Origin of the sequence: Corynebacterium pelargi, from assembly GCF_014635485.1 — a bacterium.
GTDB classification, from domain to species: domain Bacteria; phylum Actinomycetota; class Actinomycetes; order Mycobacteriales; family Mycobacteriaceae; genus Corynebacterium; species Corynebacterium pelargi.
This window is the reverse complement of sequence record NZ_BMCX01000001.1, coordinates 670989-689248: the sequence shown is the minus strand read 5'-3', so window position 1 is coordinate 689248 and position 18260 is coordinate 670989. Positions and strand designations below refer to the sequence as shown.

19 protein-coding genes are annotated in these 18260 nt (G+C 57.4%); 8 read left to right on the top strand and 11 right to left on the bottom strand.

The genetic code is table 11. From position 1 onward, the window contains the following. Positions 1 to 4 precede the first annotated feature (4 nt). From IEU99_RS03090 to uhpT, 4 genes are all read left to right on the top strand, one after another. Complete coding sequence (locus tag IEU99_RS03090) at positions 5 to 406, top strand: ankyrin repeat domain-containing protein (protein WP_128889378.1); 402 nt, start codon at positions 5 to 7, stop codon at positions 404 to 406. Further along, the gene (locus IEU99_RS03085; RefSeq protein ID WP_128889379.1) at positions 396 to 1040 is read left to right on the top strand and encodes a LysE family translocator; all 645 of its coding nucleotides are present in this window, start codon (positions 396 to 398) and stop codon (positions 1038 to 1040) included. The genes IEU99_RS03090 and IEU99_RS03085 overlap by 11 nt, the downstream gene beginning before the upstream one ends. Positions 1041 to 1117: 77 nt before the next feature. Next, positions 1118 to 1765, top strand: coding sequence for an MOSC domain-containing protein (locus IEU99_RS03080; protein ID WP_128889380.1), 648 nt, complete (start codon positions 1118 to 1120; stop codon positions 1763 to 1765). A 684-nt stretch (positions 1766 to 2449) separates the two neighbouring features. Next, a complete protein-coding gene (gene uhpT / locus IEU99_RS03075) occupies positions 2450 to 3859 on the top strand; it encodes a hexose-6-phosphate:phosphate antiporter UhpT (protein ID WP_128889381.1) in 1410 nt (469 codons plus the stop codon). 278 nt (positions 3860 to 4137) lie between these two features. Here the strand turns inward: uhpT and IEU99_RS03070 are convergent, their stop codons facing one another. From IEU99_RS03070 to IEU99_RS03060, 3 genes are all read right to left on the bottom strand, one after another. Continuing rightward, positions 4138 to 4308, bottom strand: coding sequence for a hypothetical protein (locus IEU99_RS03070; protein WP_164931137.1), 171 nt, complete (start codon positions 4306 to 4308; stop codon positions 4138 to 4140). Positions 4309 to 4495: 187 nt separating this feature from the next. Then, positions 4496 to 4759, bottom strand: coding sequence for a 30S ribosomal protein S20 (rpsT, locus tag IEU99_RS03065; RefSeq protein ID WP_123959762.1), 264 nt, complete (start codon positions 4757 to 4759; stop codon positions 4496 to 4498). A gap of 255 nt (positions 4760 to 5014) precedes the next feature. Beyond that, complete coding sequence (locus tag IEU99_RS03060; protein WP_128889382.1) at positions 5015 to 5557, bottom strand: type II toxin-antitoxin system PemK/MazF family toxin; 543 nt, start codon at positions 5555 to 5557, stop codon at positions 5015 to 5017. A 271-nt stretch (positions 5558 to 5828) separates the two neighbouring features. On the opposite strand from IEU99_RS03060, the gene lepA reads away from it, so the two are divergent. Next, positions 5829 to 7676: a translation elongation factor 4 gene (gene lepA, locus IEU99_RS03055; protein WP_123959764.1), complete on the top strand. Its 1848-nt coding sequence runs from the start codon at positions 5829 to 5831 to the stop codon at positions 7674 to 7676. A 57-nt stretch (positions 7677 to 7733) separates the two neighbouring features. On the opposite strand, the gene IEU99_RS03050 is transcribed toward lepA, so the two are convergent. The 4 genes from IEU99_RS03050 to IEU99_RS03035 all read right to left on the bottom strand — a co-directional run bounded on the left by IEU99_RS03050 (position 7734) and on the right by IEU99_RS03035 (position 10291). Continuing rightward, the gene (locus IEU99_RS03050; RefSeq protein WP_128889383.1) at positions 7734 to 8744 is read right to left on the bottom strand and encodes an NAD(P)H-dependent flavin oxidoreductase; all 1011 of its coding nucleotides are present in this window, start codon (positions 8742 to 8744) and stop codon (positions 7734 to 7736) included. 138 nt (positions 8745 to 8882) lie between these two features. After that, complete coding sequence (locus IEU99_RS03045) at positions 8883 to 9356, bottom strand: hypothetical protein (protein WP_128889384.1); 474 nt, start codon at positions 9354 to 9356, stop codon at positions 8883 to 8885. After that, positions 9353 to 9574 carry a helix-turn-helix transcriptional regulator gene (locus IEU99_RS03040; RefSeq protein WP_128889385.1) on the bottom strand — a complete coding sequence of 74 codons (222 nt, stop codon included), beginning with the start codon at positions 9572 to 9574 and terminating at the stop codon, positions 9353 to 9355. Before IEU99_RS03040 ends, IEU99_RS03045 begins: the two co-directional genes overlap by 4 nt. 42 nt (positions 9575 to 9616) lie before the next feature. Beyond that, the gene (locus IEU99_RS03035; RefSeq protein ID WP_128889386.1) at positions 9617 to 10291 is read right to left on the bottom strand and encodes a YggS family pyridoxal phosphate-dependent enzyme; all 675 of its coding nucleotides are present in this window, start codon (positions 10289 to 10291) and stop codon (positions 9617 to 9619) included. Between the two features lie 56 nt (positions 10292 to 10347). On the opposite strand from IEU99_RS03035, the gene IEU99_RS03030 reads away from it, so the two are divergent. From IEU99_RS03030 to IEU99_RS03020, 3 genes are all read left to right on the top strand, one after another. Continuing rightward, a complete protein-coding gene (locus IEU99_RS03030) occupies positions 10348 to 11622 on the top strand; it encodes an alpha/beta fold hydrolase (RefSeq protein WP_188358280.1) in 1275 nt (424 codons plus the stop codon). Between the two features lie 42 nt (positions 11623 to 11664). After that, positions 11665 to 12294, top strand: coding sequence for a CPBP family glutamic-type intramembrane protease (locus IEU99_RS03025; RefSeq protein WP_128889388.1), 630 nt, complete (start codon positions 11665 to 11667; stop codon positions 12292 to 12294). Between the two features lie 96 nt (positions 12295 to 12390). After that, on the top strand, positions 12391 to 13497 hold the full coding sequence (locus IEU99_RS03020) for an HNH endonuclease signature motif containing protein (protein WP_128889389.1): 1107 nt from the start codon (positions 12391 to 12393) through the stop codon (positions 13495 to 13497). On the opposite strand, the gene IEU99_RS03015 is transcribed toward IEU99_RS03020, so the two are convergent. Genes IEU99_RS03015 through IEU99_RS03000 form a run of 4 tightly spaced genes read right to left on the bottom strand, consistent with a single transcriptional unit; the run spans position 13494 to position 18218 of the window. Next, complete coding sequence (locus IEU99_RS03015) at positions 13494 to 14933, bottom strand: ATP-binding cassette domain-containing protein (RefSeq protein ID WP_128889390.1); 1440 nt, start codon at positions 14931 to 14933, stop codon at positions 13494 to 13496. The genes IEU99_RS03020 and IEU99_RS03015 overlap by 4 nt on opposite strands. Further along, positions 14930 to 15754, bottom strand: a complete 825-nt coding sequence (locus IEU99_RS03010) for an ABC transporter permease (RefSeq protein ID WP_128889391.1) — start codon at positions 15752 to 15754, stop codon at positions 14930 to 14932. The genes IEU99_RS03015 and IEU99_RS03010 overlap by 4 nt, the downstream gene beginning before the upstream one ends. After that, positions 15751 to 16704 (bottom strand): ABC transporter permease, encoded by a 954-nt coding sequence (locus IEU99_RS03005; RefSeq protein ID WP_128889392.1) that lies wholly within the window; start codon positions 16702 to 16704, stop codon positions 15751 to 15753. The genes IEU99_RS03010 and IEU99_RS03005 overlap by 4 nt, the downstream gene beginning before the upstream one ends. Further along, a complete protein-coding gene (locus IEU99_RS03000) occupies positions 16701 to 18218 on the bottom strand; it encodes an ABC transporter substrate-binding protein (protein ID WP_128889393.1) in 1518 nt (505 codons plus the stop codon). Before IEU99_RS03000 ends, IEU99_RS03005 begins: the two co-directional genes overlap by 4 nt. Positions 18219 to 18260: the final 42 nt, after the last annotated feature.

The window sequence follows — 18260 nt, the reverse complement described above, 5'->3', positions numbered from 1 at the left end:
ACGCATGCTTTCATCCGAACTACCCGAAGACGTGCAGGCGTTGGCCAACAAGCTATTCGAGCTTGCACGTTCTGGAGATCCGCGCACCCTGGCGGAGTATCTCGACCACGGTGTCGATCCGAACCTACAAAACCATGAGGGCAATAGCCTGCTGATGCTGGCCGCCTATAGCGGCAATGAGGAAGCGCTCGAGGTGTTGATTCAACGCGGCGCCGATGTCGATGCCCTCAACGATCGAGGTCAGTCACCCCTGGCCGGGGCCATTTTCAAAAAGGAGCAGGGGGTCGTCGAAAAGCTCATGCAAGCTGGCGCCGATCCTGCCTTGGGGCAGCCGAGTGCCATAGATACGGCTCGCATGTTTGGCCAAGACGAGCTCGTGCAACGACTCGAAAGCCGTGGAGCTTAACCAGCTCGCCACGCTCGTCACCTTATATCTGGCCGGGATGATCACCCCAGGGCCCGATATTTTCCTCGTGATGCGCGTGGCCACAAAATCACGCAAACATGGTCTGGCTACGGTCGCGGGCATTGTCACCGGGCTTGCGGTGTGGGTGACCCTGACCGTTACCGGCGCCTCAGCGTTGCTGACTGCCTACCCCTCGATCCTGAGCGCCATTCAACTGCTTGGCGGCGGCTGGATTGGGTACATGGGTGTGCAAATGCTGCGCGAAGCTCGCAAACAGTTCAAAGCGGACGCTCGCATTGACTTAAAGCTCGAGGGGATCTTGGGCACGCCCTGGCGTTCGTACCGCCAAGGGCTGCTGACCAACCTGGCCAACCCCAAGGCTTTGCTGTACTTCGCCGCTGTGATCGCGCCGTTTTTGCCGCCTAATCCAAGTCTGGCGCTCAGTGTTGAGCTGATCGCTGTGCTGCTGTTTACCGCCTTTGTTGGATTCGGTCTGATCGCGATGGCGGTGGGCTCGAAATTGCTGCGCACACGCATGGTCAAGGCCGGGCCATATATCGATGCTGTCGCGGGTGCCTTCTTCGTGTTCGCCGCGATTGCCTTGATGATCGCCGGTGTCCGCGGCTTCTTCTAAACGCTCGCATTGACGCTTTGCACGACACTTTGCATGACGCTGAGGCGAGGGCATACGAAGTCATTAGGATGATGGGCATGAAGATCCTCAGCACCAATGTGGCCGTGCCCCAAGCTGATCCTGGGGGCGCGGATCGTGTGAGCGGCATCGATAAACAGCCGCGCGAGCGCATCCGTGTGTCTGCGCCCGGGCCTTCCTACGGGGATGGTTCGGGTGTGGAATCAGATGTGATTGGTGACACCAAGCATCACGGCGGCGCAGAAAAAGCGGTGTATGCCTTCGCCCGTGAGGAGCTGGATTATTGGCAAAAGCAGCTCGGCCGCGAATTGCGCCCCGGGGTGTTCGGCGAAAATCTCACCACCACGGGCGTGGATTGGTCTGCGCAACTGATCAACCAACGCATGCGCATCGGCAGCGCGGTGCTTGAAGTGTCCATTTCACGCCAGCCGTGTCGAACCTTCGCTGCGTGGCTTGAGCAGCGCGGATGGGTCAAACGCTTCGCCGAACATGGCGATTGCGGAGCCTACCTCCGCGTAATCGAGGCTGGGGAAATTCGGCCAGGTGATTCCATCGAGCTTTTCGACGCCCCGACGCACGCATTGACAATGCGGACGCTCTTCGCAGCGAATATGGGGGATCGCGAAGCCATGGCGGCTGTGCTCGAGGCCGATTGCGTGGCCCCGATGTATCGCGAGCGCTTTGAGAAGATGCTGCGCTCGCAATGACGATGGGGCCGTCCGGAGAAAGAGGCACATGTGATTGTCCAGCGGGTTGATGCGTGGAAGCAAGAGCGCAGTGCTCACTTGAGCGGGGTTGGGGTAGTAGCACCGAGGTATCGGCCATCGGTTTCGCACCTTCCTGAACATCCGAAAAGTAGAACGCCGAGCGTGATCCATCTGGTGTCGCACGGCTAAACGATTTACGGACCTAGGCCGAAGGTGTGACATGTTGGCCGCCCACATTGGCTAAGCTCTTCTCGATTGTGTAACGACTAGGGGGGGCACCCTACTGATTCCTGAAATGTGATCGGCGTTGCCGTGCTTGTTGTCTGACGACAGCGAGGCTGAGGAGGTTGGAGCGCTCGGCTTGAAAACTTCTCGTGTCCGGTGGGGGCGAAGCCGGAATCTTTTGGGTCTTGAACTTTTTCTCCCTTTCCAACTCTCGATTACTGCCGAATCAGGGTTGCATCGTACGACCTAGCTAAAAATAGTCCTAAAAAATCAGTGTTTAATCCCTGAGAATCGCATCAAAAACGGTGCTTTAGCAGCACGTTTGCTATTGGAAACGCATGCTCCTAGCCTTGTTACATAAATTAAGTCCTTGCCATTAATTGACAAGCACCACATCTGCACAATCATTGTGACGCACGTTACTAAGGGTTGGCTTTTTGATTAGAGAGGACGATCAAGTTGAAATTCTTTGAACTTCAACGACCGCCACACAGTGGACTATCGCTAGCGCAGCAGCGCAAACTTTGGCTCAGAAACTTTCTGAAAGCATTCTTCGTAGTCTTCATCGCCTACATGTGCATGTACCTCGTGCGCAATAACTTCAAGGCTGCACAACCCCTGCTCAAAGAGCAGTACGGCTTGACTACTTTGGAGCTGGGCTATATCGGATTGGCGTTTTCCATCACCTACGGCATAGGTAAAACGGCGCTCGGTTACGTTATTGACGGTCGAAATACTAAGAGGATTGTTTCGTTCCTTTTGGTAGCTGCTTCGATGACTGTTCTGGCACTGGGTCTGTTCCTGGCAGCCTTCGGTTCGCATGTAGGTATCTTTGTCGCTCTTTGGGGGCTAAACGGTGCATTCCAGTCAGTTGGTGGTCCAGGTTCGTACTCGACAATCACGGCTTGGACACCACGAAAGCAGCGTGGTCGCTACCTAGGTTTTTGGAACGCGTCGCACAATATTGGTGGTGCCCTCGCAGGCGTAGTTGCTTTGTGGGGTGCGAATCAGTTTTTCCACGGAGACGTTGTGGGAATGTTTGTATTCCCTGCACTTCTAGGCATCGCTATTGGTGTTGCGGGCATGTTCATCGGTAAGAATGACCCACAAGAGTTGGGTTGGAATACGTCGGAGGAAATCTTCGAAGAACCGGTGGAAGTACGCAACGTCGAATCCGAACAAATGACCAAGTTCGAAATTTTCCGCAAGTATATTATGCGCAACCCATGGATCTGGTTGCTCTGTGTGGCTAACGTCTTTACCTACATCATCCGCATCGGTATCGACAACTGGGCGCCTTTGTATGTTACTGAAACCCTAAATTTCGACACTTCGGCGGCCGTGGAAACGATCTTCTACTTCGAGATTGGCGCGTTTATCGCATCGATGTGCTGGGGCTATATCTCTGACCTAATGGGCGGTCGTCGAGCACTCGTCTCTGTACTCGCGATGGTTGCCCTGTTTTTTGCTATCGGTTTCTACAAAAACGCCACCACCGAGTTGCAGGTCAACGTTTCATTGTTCGCACTTGGTGCTCTCATCTTTGGCCCGCAGCTACTAATTGGTGTCTCGCTTGTTGGTTTCGTTCCGAAAAAGGCAATCTCAGTAGCTAACGGTATGACGGGAACCTTCGGCTATCTTTTCGGCGATTCTCTAGCAAAAGTTGGTTTGGCTATGATCGCTGACCCTGAGCGTGAGGGGCTCACCATCTTTGGTCATCTCCTCCATGGCTGGGGAGCAATGTTCACCGTGCTCTACTTGGCATTAGTGGTCGGCTTCGCTTTGATGCTGATCGTTAGCATCGGTGAGGAGCGTCAAATCCGGCGGCTTAAAGAAGATGATGCCAAAGCGGCAGCCGCCACCTCGTAGCAACTTCACAGTTCTACTGATCTAGCCATATTTAGGGAAGTCTTAGTCCGCGTACTTGCAGGCGGACTGAGGCTTCGCCATTTTCAGTTGTTGCGCTTTTAGCCGTGGCATTTTTCCGACCCGGTGGGGAAGGGGGAGCGTCTAAAAACGAAGGTTTATGCGAGTCTTTTGCCCTTCCTCGCAGGTGGAGGATGGAGAGCACTTCGCAGCCATCACGAAGACGTTGCCTCAACTGCGTGAACTTTTGGGGTCGCGCGAGGTAGCGCTGCGGTATGGGATCAGTGTTTTACTTCGCCTGATCGGTGTTGCCTTGCCAGCTTCAATTCGTCGTTAATGCTTTTTAAGGTGTTGTAGATTTTTGCTCCAAAAATGACCACTGCAATGATTATTGCAAGGGGGATCGCGATTAAGACCGCGATTAACGCGAGTTCGACAATGCCCAGACTCATTTGGTTCCTCTTATCGTTTCACTGTGCTCTTCAGTGTTGCTTAAAACGGAATTGAGTTCAATAGGAGCTCGTGCGAGCAGACTGAGGCCGGGGGCGCTCAATTGGAGCCGTCCAGCATTGCGGGGCAGAGGGCATGTAAAAACGCCACGTCCCGATGGGAGACGTGGCGTCGAAAAGCTAAGAAGGCTTAGGCCATCTTGTTCAGGGCGCGAGCCATGTTGGACTTCTTGTTGGCTGCGTTGTTGCGGTGCAGCACGCCCTTGGACACGGACTTGTCCAGCTTGCGGGAAGCTACGCGGAGCTGGGTCTCAGCAGCGGCCTTGTCGCCGGCCTCAACAGCCTCGTGGAACTTGCGGATCTCGGTGCGAACAGCGGAACGCACGGACTTGTTGCGCAGACGAGCCTTCTCGTTGGTCAGAATGCGCTTCTTCTTGGACTTAATGTTTGCCATGGGAGTACCTCTTGGTTCTCGATCGTTTTCGAATGATCATCTACGCCCGCTCAATACTTCAAAAACTACTGTAAGGAGTGATGTTCGGTTGTGAACCCAAGGTCTTGTTCACCATAAGAACAGCACTAGGTGCATCTGATCGACAGCGGTTGTCTACCTTAGCAGGTGGTGAGGTGGGAATGATAATCCGGGCTTCACGTTCCCGGTGATGGCGCTTAGATTGGCGGGATTTGAGGATGTGTCGCAGGGGGGCGACTAACGCCAGCCGTATTCCTGCCTCAAGCGATTCGCGATCCTCTCGAAGCGCTGCTGCGGCATCACGATGCCTTGGCGTCGAATGTGGGTTTCGGGCACGGTGACGATTTTGTCTATCCGCACCCAGGACTGGCGGCCACTTGCATCCCAGGGGCCTGAACCGATGTCCATCCAATGGTCATCAGTCTCGTGATCCGGGTTGGGGGAGGTGAGTAAGCCATAGATCGACTCGGCGGTGCGCGCGACCACTACGAGCGAGCGTTCAACAACATGTTGGGGCGAATGATCAGAGGGAGCCCAAAACCACACCACCTCGCCGGGATCGACTTGGCCGTCCATATCGGGCGCGTAGATGATGCTGCTGGGGATATCACCTGCAGAGTGCACTTCACATGCCAGGTGATCGGGCTTGGCCTCTTGATGTTCGCAAAGCCCAAGCCGCTCGGATAAGGCATTGAGGCCGTCTTCGATCGGGTCTTGAGTGCGCAGCGAACTGCTTATTCGCCGAATGAGCGAAGGCCTCTTGCGTGCTGCGTGCCTCATATTGTCACCCTTATGTGCCAAGCGGTTGTTCTTTCAAGTCTATCTAGCTTTGCGGCCGTGGTGTTTCGCTATGTGTGAAGTTTTCCATTTGGGGGTTGCGGGGGTTGCAGGTTGGCCGTGGGGGTTGCTGGGGTTGCTGCCTGTGGGCGGGGTTGGGTCGTGGGCGGGCGGGCTTGGGTCGGGGGCTGTGGTTTGGCGGAGTGCTTCGTCAATGCGTGCGTCGGGTAGTGTGTTTGTGACGTGTGATGAAAGGTGCGTGGAATCAAAAACGATGGCTGAGAAATTTGCGGAGAAGACGTTCACGGATCCCAAGCAGATCCGCAACTTCTGCATCATTGCCCACATTGACCACGGCAAATCCACCCTTGCCGACCGCATCTTGCAGCTTTCCAACGTCGTGGATGCGCGCGACATGCGCGATCAATACCTCGACAACATGGATATCGAGCGCGAACGTGGCATCACCATCAAGGCGCAAAACGTGCGTTTGCCCTGGATTCCGCGCTCCGGCCCCTTCGAGGGCGAACAAATCGTCATGCAGATGATCGACACCCCCGGCCACGTCGACTTCACCTACGAAGTCTCCCGTGCGCTCGAGGCGTGTGAGGGCGCCATTTTGCTTGTCGACGCCGCGCAAGGCATCGAAGCGCAAACACTGGCCAACTTGTACCTGGCCATGGAAAACGATCTTGAGATCATCCCGGTGCTCAACAAGATCGACCTGCCCGCAGCAGACCCAGAGAAGTATTCCGAAGAGATCGCCCACATCATCGGCTGCGAACCTGAAGAAGTCCTTCGTGTTTCCGGCAAAACCGGCGAGGGCGTGGCAGAGCTTCTAGATAAGGTCGTGGAGCTCGTTCCCGCCCCGACGACCGCACACTCTGACGATGCGCCCGCCCGCGCGATGATTTTCGACTCGGTTTACGACACCTACCGAGGCGTCGTCACCTACATCCGCATGATCGACGGCAAGCTCACGCCTCGCCAAAAGATCAAAATGATGTCTACCGGCGCGGTCCACGAACTGCTCGAGATCGGCATCGTTTCGCCCACGCCTAAAAAGTGCGATGGCCTTGGCCCGGGTGAAGTCGGCTACCTCATTACCGGTGTGAAAGATGTGCGCCAATCAAAGGTGGGCGACACGGTCACGTGGGCGCACCACGGTGCAGAAGAACCGCTGCAGGGCTATGAGGAGCCCAAGCCGATGGTGTATTCGGGCTTGTTCCCAATTTCGCAGGCAGACTTCCCGGATCTGCGCGATGCTTTGGAAAAGCTGCAACTCAACGATGCATCTTTGACCTTCGAGCCTGAAACCTCCGTTGCCCTTGGTTTCGGTTTCCGTTGTGGCTTCCTAGGTCTGCTGCACATGGAGATCACCCGTGACCGGCTGCAGCGCGAATTCGATCTCGACCTCATTTCCACCGCACCGAGTGTGAACTATCGCGTGATTGCTGAAGACGGCACGGAAACGCGCGTGCACAATCCTTCTGACTGGCCCGGTGGCAAACTTCGCGAGGTTTACGAGCCGATCGTGAAAACCACCATCATCGTTCCAAGCGAATTCGTCGGCTCCACCATGGAATTGTGCCAATCCAAGCGCGGCCAAATGGGCGGCATGGATTACCTTTCCGAAGACCGCGTCGAGCTGCGCTACACCATGCCGCTTGGCGAGATCATCTTCGACTTCTTCGACCAACTGAAATCCCGCACCAAGGGCTATGCCTCTCTCAACTACGAGGAAGCTGGCGAACAACTGGCAGATTTGGTGAAGGTGGACATCTTGCTCCAGGGCGATCCCGTCGATGCTTTCAGTGCGATCGTTCACCGCGACAATGCCCAGTGGTACGGCAACAAGATGACCAAGAAGCTCAAAGAGCTCATTCCTCGCCAGCAATTCGAGGTGCCCGTCCAGGCAGCCATCGGCGCCAAGATCATTTCCCGCGAGAACATCCGCGCTCTGCGCAAGGACGTGCTGGCCAAGTGTTACGGCGGCGATATTTCCCGTAAGCGCAAGCTGCTGGAAAAGCAGAAGGAAGGCAAAAAGCGCATGAAGTCCATCGGTTCTGTGGCAGTGCCGCAAGAGGCTTTCGTTGCTGCCTTGTCTACCGACGAGGCATAACCCCCCTCCGCGCTTGTGTAGCCCCTTTCGCTTCGCGGCGAAAGGGGCTTGTTGCTGCTAAAGCTCAGCGCACAGCTCTTGCACGATTTCCTCAGCGCTTGCTTGAGTGCACGAACGGTATCCGGTGCCGGCCCATAGATTCAGGTGCTCAACGTTGCCTTGTGCGTTCGCTTCCTTGCGAGCCTCAGCCGTGAGGTAATGCACCTCCGGGTACAGCGAAGGCGAGAATTTCGTCAATGCGTCCGTCCACTCGTTGCGAATGGCGCGAGCTGTTCGGCCAGAAAACGCTCGGGTCAGCACAGTCTCGCGCTCCAGGTTCAGCAGTGCTGCGCGGTGGGTAGATTTTGTTCCCGCTTCTTCGGCGGTGAGAAATCGGGTGCCAACTTGTACTGCTACGGCTCCGAGGCTTGTGAGTTCTCGTACGTCTTGGGCGGTGGCCACCCCGCCTGCTGCAATCACTGGTAGGTCATGCTCGGTGGCCATTTTTAGCAGTTCTTTGGTGCTGTAGTTTGCTCCCTGAGCCTCATCAAGCGGTGATGCTCGGTGCCCGCCGGCTTCTTTTCCTTGGACGACGATCACATCGCCAAGTTCGGCAGCAGCGGCGACTTCCTCGGCAGTGGTGGCGTGAAGCGCGATCAATGAGCCCTGTTCGCGCAGGGAGTTCGCGATCTCTCGGGAGGGATTGCCGAAGGTAAACGACACTACTGGGACGCTCGCATTGACAACGACAGCGACCTTCTCTTCGTAATCATCGTCCGACCACGTTGGGGATTGGGGCAGGGGAGCGTCGACAAGCTGGGAAAGATGCTCGCGATATCTCAGCCATGCGTCGGTGTCGTCGTGGCGTTTTCCAGGCACGAACAGGTTCACGCCGAAGGGTCGAGAAGTCAATGCGCGCGTTCGGGTGATCTGGGCGGAAAGTTCATCGGCGCTGAGATAACCGGAGGCCAGGAAGCCGAAGCCGCCGGCGTTGCATACTGCGGCGCAGAGTTCGGGCGTGGACGGGCCGCCGGCCATGGGGGCGAGGACGATGGGGCGCGCGAGATTGGCGAGCAGGTCGGTGTTCATGCGGTGGCTCCGTTCTGATGTTGCTCTCGGTACCACGCTAGCGAAAAGCCGCAACCTGCTGGCTGCGGCTCGGGATTGTGTTTGGGGTTTGGGCGAGATTGGCTGGGGTTTGGGCGATGTTGGGCGAGGCTCGGGTGGCTAGTCTTCGAGTTCAGCGTCAATGCGAGCGGTATCGCGCTTGTGTTGCTTGCGGTTATACACCGGCGCGATAAGCAGCACAACCACAACGCCGACGATGCCGCCGATGATCCCGCCATTGATAAATGATGAACTACCGTCAAGCTTCCAGCTAAAGATCAAAAGCCAAATGAACGTCAAAATGAGCGTGACGACGGTGTGTTTGCGCATCGCCGGGCTGAACGGTTTTGGAATCACCGGCACGGGAATTTCTTTGCGCATGCGTGAGGTGCCGATGCTATTGGCGATGCCGACTGTCGCGAGGGGGATAAATGAAAGCCATGGGTTGTCTGCGAGCACGGCGATGGCGATGCATCCGATGAGGGTTAGGTACATCGCCAGCGTGAGCGTGTAGGTGCTGGCTTCGTGGTACTTGCGGATGTGAAACTCGTCGCCCAATGCACGTTCTGTCGCACGAATGGTTTGCTGGATCATTGTGGGTCTCCTTCGTTTGCGTCGAGGGGGAAGAGCGTTTCCACCGTCAATGCGAGCGTTCGGGCGATCCTGAGTGACAAGTACACCGAGGGCGCGTAGCTGCCGCGTTCGATGTTGGCGATCGTTTGTCTGGACACGCCGGCCGCCTCTGCGAGCGCCTGTTGGCTCATGCCGAGCGCTCGCCTTGAAGCTTTGACGTTGTTCCCGGATTCGCTCATACCCAAAATGTAAACCAAACTTTACAAACTGTCAAGGATTCTTTACATAGCTTGTCGACGCCCAAAGAGCGCACTCCCAACGCGAACAGAGGTAGCACCCTCCTCAATCGCCCACTCGAAATCTCCAGACATCCCCATGGACAGCTCGCGTACCTGAGGAAAATCCGGAAGCAAAGCATCGCGAAGCTCACGCAAATCAGCGAAATTCTTCCTCACTACGGCCTCATCGTCATTGCGAGCGATCGTCATCAAGCCCCGCACCCGCAAATGCTCGTGATGAAGCGCCGCTAAAAACTCCGCAGCATCTTCAGGAGCAACACCAGACTTTTGCTGCTCGCCAGAAATATTGACCTGGACGAACACATCCAAGGTGCGCTCGAGCCTGCGCTCTAAAGCATCGGCAACCTTCAGCGAATCAAGCGCGTGAAACTCATCAGCGTGCGCGGCAACATCTTTGGCCTTATTCCTCTGAAGCTGGCCGATGGCGCACCACGTGGCGTCGACAAGCTGCGGAGCCTTGGCGGCGAGCTCTTGGGGGCGATTCTCACCGAAGGTGTGCATGCCGGCCTCGCGCGCGAGTTGAACAAGCTCGATAGGGTGCGTCTTGGTCACCGCGATAAGACGAACGTCCTCCTTGGCGCCGGCGCGAGCGCTCGCATCTTCAATGCGAGCGCACACATCCTCGTAATTCCTGCGAATTTCATCCAAAGTGATCACAAAGCAAGTCTAAAACGCCACGAGAATCGCTCAACCTAGACTCGTACAGTATGACTCTGCGCACGACCACATCCCGCCACCTCGGCCTGACCATCAAAGAACACCGACTCAGCGTGCCTTGGGATCACGACAATCCTTCCGAAACCTTTGATTTATTCGCACGCGAGCTCATCCCCGCCGGTGGCGAAACCCTGCCGGTGATGGTGTATTTCCAGGGCGGGCCCGGTTTTCCCGCGCCGCGACCCGACAGTATTCAAGGCGTGATTGCCGAGGCGCTTCGGCACTACCGCGTGATCTTGTTGGATCAACGTGGCACCGGCCGTTCGGCCAGGATTGATGATCGAAACCTGCGTGGCGATCTTCTGCCACTGCTGCGCCAGGAGTTCATTGTTCGCGACGCTGAGCTGCTCCGCGAAGCGCTCGCATTGAAACAGTGGGCGCTCTACGGTCAAAGTTTCGGCGGATTTTGTATCACCACGTACCAATCCCTATTTCCCGAGTCCATTGAAAGCGCCTACCTCACCGGCGGTTTGCCGGCGCTGTTCGATAGCGCTGATCAGCTCTATGAAACGACCTTCGAAAAGCTTCGTCGACGCCATCTGGAGTTCTATCGCCAGTACCCGTGGATCGAAGATCGAATTCGCGAGGTATGCCACCACCTCGACTGCTCGGATGAACACCTTCCAACCGGCGAGCGACTGTCCTCCCGACGCCTGCGAACCCTCGGCATCAACCTGGGGCGAGGCACCGGATTTCACGCCCTCGCATACCTTTTCGAGCAGCCATTCAGTGTGTCCCAAGGCGAAAAACGCCTCGACTCCGCCTTCTTGCAAGCAGTAGGCCAGCAAGTGTCTTTCGCCGGCGCGCCCCTGTACGCAGCGATCCATGAGTCCATTTACGGCGGCATCGTCAATGCGAGCGCTCCGACCAACTGGGCAGCCCACCGCGTGCGCGAAACCATCCCAGGCTTTGAAGAGGATGCAGACCCCAAGGCTAAGGAACCGTTTTATCTCACCGGCGAGCACATCTTCCCCTGGCAATTTGAAGAAGATCCCGCACTTCGCCCCTTCAAGCCGAGCGCAGAAGCCCTGGCCCAACACCCTTGGCCTGCGTCTCCCTACGACGCCGAGGCGCTTCGCCAACACGCCGCAACCTCCGCCGCGGCCATCTACGTCGACGACATTTTCGTCCCCTTCGAGCAATCCATGGCGACGGCGCAAACCTACAAAGACCTACGACCGTATATCACCAACATCTATCAACACGACGGGATCCGCGCTGATGGCGCGGCAATTTTCGCCCGACTCCGAACGCTTATCGACGATCACTGATTCAATGCGGCCGTACCGCACAAAGAAAAAGTAGGCAGAGCAATGTCACCACAGCACCATCTCCGACCCTCGATCCTGATTCACGCACTGGTGCTTTGCGCTGGTGGGTTTTTCCTCGGTGTGGCTTTGCATAGCGATTTTGACTCGCTTCGTTTTAACGTGTCTGCGCTGTGCATGGCGGGTGTGTGGTTGCTTGGTTTTGCCGTGAAGCCTGCGAGGATCTCACGCTCAGATTTCTCTGCTCGAGCGCTGCGGCCTGCGGTTCTCGCCGCGTGTGCGTTGGTGTGTATCACGCTGGTCGGTGCGCTCATTGTGCCTTCGCTCCCTTGGCTCGAAGCTCGTGTGCTGGGTCTGTTGTCGCAATTGCGTGGCCCGAGTGTTTGGACGCTCGCTTTGATTGCTGCGGTCGGCGGCATTGCAGAGGAGCTCTATTTCCGCGGCACCCTTTTCGATGCGCTCCCTCGCTCTGTAGCGGCCTTGGGCACCACGGTCGCTTATATTGCGGTCGTTTGTGCTTCAGGCATGATCTTGCTGATGCTCGCCGCGGCGGCATTGGGGGCGCTGGCGGCCTTCTTGCGCGCTCGCTTTGACAACGTGGTCGCTTGTGCGATGTTTCATGTTGCTTGGTCTGTGCCCGTCTTGCTCATCGTCCCGCACCTCTTGCCTGCGTAAAACCGCTTTTTTGCCGTAGCTATTGCGCGAATCGAATAGCTGTTCTAGTATTCGGTTTTGTAAGGCAATGTTCGTGGTCATCGAGGGGGAACCACTATGCAGCAGGGGAATTACGTTCACATGCAAGCCGGGGATTTCGCGGATTTCCAGCGCGAGATCAACCGGCAAACCATCGAGTTTTGGGTACAGCACCCGCCAAACAATGATGCAGACTTTCACACCCAGCTTGCCGACGTCGCCACGTCGATGAATATTAGCCGTGGTGAAGCTCGCCAAGCTCTAAGGATTGGTGAAATGCTTCGCCGTTTTCCTAAGTTTTTGGCCTGTTTACGCGCCTGGTATCACGTGAATTTTCAAAGGCTTGCGGTCGTCGAAAAGCAAGTTATGGCCGTGAAACCGGAGCTGGCCGATGAATTAGATGCGTTTTTGACAGAATATTTCACGCCGAAGCATGCCGACGAGGTGCTACCGCAGGCGCAAACGGTGGCAAAACATCTTCGCGCCTTTATTGCCACCTTGGACCCCGAAGCTGCGATGAAGCCCCTGGACACCAAGCGCAGGGCGCGTTTCACGCGGTGTCATAACGGTTTAACGCGATTTAGTGCGACGCTGAGCGATGCTGAAGCGAAGCGTCTTGAGCTGGGAATTCGCAAGCATGAACGCGCTGATGACGAGTCAAGCGCCGATGGTTTCGTGCGACTGCTCGAGAGCAAAACGCTCACCTCAATCACGCTGAATACCTTCGCCGACCCGGCCGGAGTGCAGCATATTATTTCAGGCGGGCTCGCCGGCGAGCTGCAAGCCGACCAGCAACGATCGCTCAACCACACCGCTGAAACCGAGCAATATCGACCCACTCCAGAGATCCGAACCACGGTGCAGCTTCTCGACGGCACCTGCCGCTACCCAGGATGCTCCACCCCCGCTGACCAATGCGACCTCGACCACGTGATCAACTACGACGAAGGCGGAAAAACCGCTCCCGGAAACCTTGCGTGCCTATGCCGTTTCCATCACACCCAGAAAACCTCAGGCCGAGTGCAATACTCCATGGACGAGCACCGCGTCGCCACCTGGCATTTTCCTAACGGCAACACGAAAACCACCCGCCCTGCAGGCGAGGCCACACTAGCTCCGATGTTCGGCCAATCCTGGCAACGTCATGAAGCCAAACGCGTGCAAAAACGCCGCTCGGCAGCCTAGTCCAGCCGGGGAATCGCCTGAAGAAGCTGCTCGGTATAAGGGTGAGTTGGCTGCTGAAAAATGTCTTCAGTCGGCCCATATTCCACTATGCGACCCTCATGCATGACAGCGACGCTATCGCACACAGCGCGCACTACCGATAAGTCGTGCGAGACAAACACCATGGTCAGGTGATGATTCTCAACCAAACGGTCCAGCAGGGCTAACACCTTCGCGCGCACTGACACATCCAACGCCGAAACGGGCTCATCGGCCAGGAGGATGTCGGGTCGCCCCATCACTGCGCGCGCAATGGAAATGCGCTGACGTTGTCCACCAGAAAACTGGTGCGGGAACTTCGTCAAGGCGTGCGGTTCGATGCCTACCTCGGCGAGGGCTTCCTGCATGTCGCCGGTGCTAGCGTCGGGTGCAGACTCCGCCAAAATCTGTGCGATGGTCATCTTCGGGTCAAGCGAGCTCATCGGGTCCTGGAACACTGTCCGGGTGCTTCCATCAACGCGCAGCGAGCCCGATGTCGGCTCTAACAATCCGCCGATCATTCTTAAAAGGGTGGTCTTGCCAGAGCCAGATCCGCCGACGATGCCAAGTCTCTGACCACGGCGTACTTCCAGCGAAACGTCGCGAACCACAGTTGAACGCCCGAATTGACGATGTACTCCACCGACAGAGACGATCGCGTCTTGGTAACGAGCAGGTCGCGCCGACTGCAACGTGGAGGCGTCGATCAGCATCTTTGTGTAGTCGTGTTGCGGATTGTGAAGGATCTCCTGGGTGGTTCCGCGTTCGACGATTTCACCGTTGCGCATCACCAGGATTTTTTCGCAGGTATTGGCGATCAGGCCGAGGTCGTGCGAGATGAAAAGCAGGCCGCGGTTTTGAGCGAGGCGCAGGATCAGCTCCACCACGGCCTTTTGCGCGGTGACATCGAGCGCGGTCGTGGGCTCGTCACAGATCAGCAGGCGGGGATTATTGATCAGCGCCATGGCAATCAGGATTCTTTGGCGTTGACCACCGGAAAGCTCGTGAGGAAACCGATCTGCAACAGAGACGTCGAGTTCAACTTCTTTGAGCGCTTGTTCAACTCGTGCGTTCGCCGCCTTGCGACTGAGCCGTTGGTGCACCCTCGCAGCTTCGCGAATCTGGCTTCCAACCCGCATGAGCGGATCCAACGCCGTCATCGGCTCCTGGAACACCATCGCCACGTCTTTCCCACGCACTCGACATAGCTCGGGTTCCTTCAAGGCGGTCAGATCGATGCCGTCGAGCGAAATTCTGCCCCCATCCGGATCCAAGAGGCGCATGATTGCCAGCGCAGTTAAGGTTTTCCCGGAACCGGACTCGCCGATGATGCCAACGCGTTCACCAGGCTTTACGACGAAACTTATGTCTTTAACGATGTCTGCAATTGACAAGCCTTGAACGTCGAGAAGCTTCATGCGCGCACGCTCGTTTCGTGTCGAGGATCGACCTGATCCCGCAGACCATCACCGAACAAATTGAAGCCGAGGACGGTCACGGCGATGGCAGCGCCAGGCCAGATCGCTAACCAGGGGGCGGAGGAGAGGGAAGATTGTGCGCTTTGGAGCATGCGTCCCCATGAAGGTTCAGGTGGAGGCGTACCAAGGCCCAAGAAACTCAAACCAGCTTCAGCCAGGATCGCCAGGGCGAACGCGATTGAAGCCTGGACAATGGCCACGCCAAGGATATTCGGCAGGACATGGCGGATTGCGATGTAGAACGTGCCACGCTGGGCGTCTTTGGCGGCCAAGATGAAGTCTTGCGCCATAACGCGCATGGTCGATGCTCTGGTCACTCGCGCGAACGCTGGAACGCTCGCAATGCCGATTGCCACCATGGCAGTGGTGGTACTGGAGCCGAACATTGCTGTGGCAACGATAGCCATCAGCAAGGCGGGGAAGGCGAGCAGCACATCAGATAGACGCATGATTAACGCATCCCAGACTCCGCGGTTCATGCCAGCAGCGATGCCAAGCGGAACGCCAAGGATCGCTGCGACGGCTACGGCGACCATGCCTACGAGCAATGAAATTCTCGAACCGACCATGATTTGAGAAAGGACGTCGCGACCATATCGATCCGTTCCCATCCAATGCTGTGCGCTAGACCCTTCAAGGCGTGCGTTCGGCATAGCGTGGAGTGGGTCGTAGGGGGTCCAGAAGAGTGACACGATTGCTACGGCCAAGACGCACGCAATGACGAAGAGACCGGCCTTGCCGGTGGCGTTGAGGCTTTTCATCGGTTGCTCCTTTTGGTGCGTGGGTCTACGAGGGCGTAGGTGACGTCGACAAGCGCATTCACGCAGATGGTGAGGATGACGAGCATCATGACGGTGGTTTGCACCGTCGGGAGGTCGCGATTGCTTACTGCTTGCAGCAGCATTGAGCCGAGCCCTGGGATGGCGAACACTTTCTCAATCACGACCGCGCCGATCAGCAGCGAGGTTAGTTGCATGCCGGCGACGGTCAGGACGGGGAGCGCGGCGTTGCGCAGGCCGTGGCGGAAGAGTGCTTGCACGGGGCTTAAGCCGATGGCGCGGGCTGTGCGCATGTAGTCGTTGTGGAGGATGTCGAGGATTGCTGTGCGCACGTAGCGGGTCATGATCGCGGCTTGCACCAGGCCAAGGGCCACGCAGGGCAGGATGATGCGAGCGATAAAGGCGCCGGGATGTTCGCGGGGCACTACCCAGCCGTTGGGTGGCAACCAGCCGAGGTGGACGGAAAATAGGGCGATGAGCAGGATGCCTGTGAGGAAACTGGGTATGGCGATGCCGATTTGACTGAGCGCGCTGACGAGCACGCCGTCAATGCGAGCGCTCCGCTGTGCGGCCCACATCCCCATCGGCACGGCGATGAGGAGGGCGAGCACCATGGCGATCGTGACGAGGATCAGGCTGACTTGGAGCCTGTCGACCACCATCGATGAAATATCGGCGCCAGACACGATTGATTGGCCGAAGTTTCCTTGGAGCATCCCCGTGACCCACTGCAGGTATTGCTGCCAGGCGGGCTGGTCGAGCCCCATGTCGGCTTCGAGTTTGGCCACGCTTTCTTCGGTCGCGGTGACGCCAAGTGCGATTTCTGCGGGGTTGCCGGGGATGATGCGAAGCGCGAGGAAAATGAGCACGCTGGCCAGGACCAGGGTGATGGCGTAGCGCAGGAGGTGTCTTGCCACGGCGCGGAGTTTCATTGATGCTCCTTGCGTACTTGGGCGAGTTCGAGTCCGTCACCGACCGCATTGACGGGGATGCCGGTGACGTCTTTGGTCACGATGATGCTGGGCAGGTTGTATAAGGTGTCGGCGCCTGCTTGGTCGACGATGCGTTCAATTGCTTGGCGCATCGTGGGCACATAGTCGGATTCGGGGGCGGTGTCTGCTTGGTTGAGCAGGCGTTGTACTTCTGCGTCGTCAAATCCGAGGTAGTACTCGGCGGTGCCGAACATGGTGGGAATGTCGCGCGCTTCAACGTGGGCGACCAGTGATAGGTCGTAGTCTTTGCCCTTGTAGACCTGCGAGAGCCATACGGCGGGAAACTCCACTGATTCGATGTGGACGTCGAAGCCGATGTCGCTTAGTTGGGAGTACAACAGCTCGGATGCGCTTTGGGCATAAGGCAGCGATGGCACGGAAATGGTGATGCTGGTGCCGATGGCGTCCGCCTCTTTCATCAATGCGTGCGCTCGCTGGGGGTCGTAGGGGAAGCGCTTTGATTCGAAATACCAAGGATCGGTGGGTGCAGCGGGCACGCCACCGGTATCGACCCCATAGCCTTCCCACGTCGTGTCGATGACAGCCTGGCGATCAATCCCGTACATCACCGCCTGGCGCACGCGCACATCGTCAAAGGGGGCGCGCTGATTGTTCATGCTTAGCAGCACTTCGCCGTTGGTCGTGCCGACTTCCACGCTTAGCGATTCGTCCGCGCGGATGGCGTCGAGAAGCTCTGGCGACTGCAATCCCACCACAGCATTGACATCGTGCGTGCGCACCGCATTGCTAAGCGCATTGGCATCGCCGAAATAGCGCAACACGGCGCGCTCGTTGGCCGGGCGTTCGCCCCAGTAATCCGCCCGCGCCTTCAATGCGAGCGACTCGCCGACAGCCCAACGTTCAACTTGATAGGGGCCTGTGCCGATGGGTTCGCTTTCAAGCTTGTCGACGCCCCCGGGGTGCATCATCGCGCCCACAAGGGTGCCCATGTTCCACAACCAGTCATTCGAACGGTGTGCAAGCCTGACTTCAAGCGTGTGGCTGTCGATCACTCGCGTCGACTGCACCACATCCATCTTCGACTTCAGTCCATTGCTCCACGCGTCGGATTGCACCCTGTCGATGGAAAATTTGGCGGTGTTGGCGTCGAAAGCCTCGCCATTTGAAAAGGTCACGCCTTTGCGAAGGTGGAAGGTGTAGATCTGTCCATCATCGGAAACTTCCCACCGCTGTGCGAGCGCCGCTTCAATGCGACCGGTCTGCGTGATGCGAACGAGGCCTTCGTAGACGTTGCCCATGAGCGCTTGAGGGATAGCGGCACCGGCGGTGGTGGTGAAATCGAGGGAGGCGGGTGCGGTACTGAGCCCAATGACAACGGTGCCGGGGGCATCGGCGCTGTATTGACTGGTCTGGGTAGCGGTTTCGCCGGCGCTGCAGGCTGCGATTCCGCAGGTCAGCGCCAGTGCCGCGGCGGCTGTGCGGAGTTGAGGCATGGGTTTGAGGATATCCCTTCGCCTTCCGAGCAGCGAAAAACG

Bases quoted from the DNA above. Each gene is read 5' to 3' on its own strand.
- IEU99_RS03090 (WP_128889378.1), top strand. From the start codon at position 5: ATGCTTTCATCCGAACTACCCGAAGACGTGCAGGCGTTGGCCAACAAG.
- IEU99_RS03080 (WP_128889380.1), top strand. From the start codon at position 1,118: ATGAAGATCCTCAGCACCAATGTGGCCGTGCCCCAAGCTGATCCTGGG.
- IEU99_RS03070 (WP_164931137.1), bottom strand. From the start codon at position 4,308: ATGAGTCTGGGCATTGTCGAACTCGCGTTAATCGCGGTCTTAATCGCG.
- rpsT (WP_123959762.1), bottom strand. From the start codon at position 4,759: ATGGCAAACATTAAGTCCAAGAAGAAGCGCATTCTGACCAACGAGAAG.
- IEU99_RS03060 (WP_128889382.1), bottom strand. From the start codon at position 5,557: ATGAGGCACGCAGCACGCAAGAGGCCTTCGCTCATTCGGCGAATAAGC.
- lepA (WP_123959764.1), top strand. From the start codon at position 5,829: ATGGCTGAGAAATTTGCGGAGAAGACGTTCACGGATCCCAAGCAGATC.
- IEU99_RS03050 (WP_128889383.1), bottom strand. From the start codon at position 8,744: ATGAACACCGACCTGCTCGCCAATCTCGCGCGCCCCATCGTCCTCGCC.
- IEU99_RS03045 (WP_128889384.1), bottom strand. From the start codon at position 9,356: ATGATCCAGCAAACCATTCGTGCGACAGAACGTGCATTGGGCGACGAG.
- IEU99_RS03040 (WP_128889385.1), bottom strand. From the start codon at position 9,574: ATGAGCGAATCCGGGAACAACGTCAAAGCTTCAAGGCGAGCGCTCGGC.
- IEU99_RS03025 (WP_128889388.1), top strand. From the start codon at position 11,665: ATGTCACCACAGCACCATCTCCGACCCTCGATCCTGATTCACGCACTG.
- IEU99_RS03020 (WP_128889389.1), top strand. From the start codon at position 12,391: ATGCAGCAGGGGAATTACGTTCACATGCAAGCCGGGGATTTCGCGGAT.
- IEU99_RS03015 (WP_128889390.1), bottom strand. From the start codon at position 14,933: ATGAAGCTTCTCGACGTTCAAGGCTTGTCAATTGCAGACATCGTTAAA.
- IEU99_RS03010 (WP_128889391.1), bottom strand. From the start codon at position 15,754: ATGAAAAGCCTCAACGCCACCGGCAAGGCCGGTCTCTTCGTCATTGCG.
- IEU99_RS03005 (WP_128889392.1), bottom strand. From the start codon at position 16,704: ATGAAACTCCGCGCCGTGGCAAGACACCTCCTGCGCTACGCCATCACC.
- IEU99_RS03000 (WP_128889393.1), bottom strand. From the start codon at position 18,218: ATGCCTCAACTCCGCACAGCCGCCGCGGCACTGGCGCTGACCTGCGGA.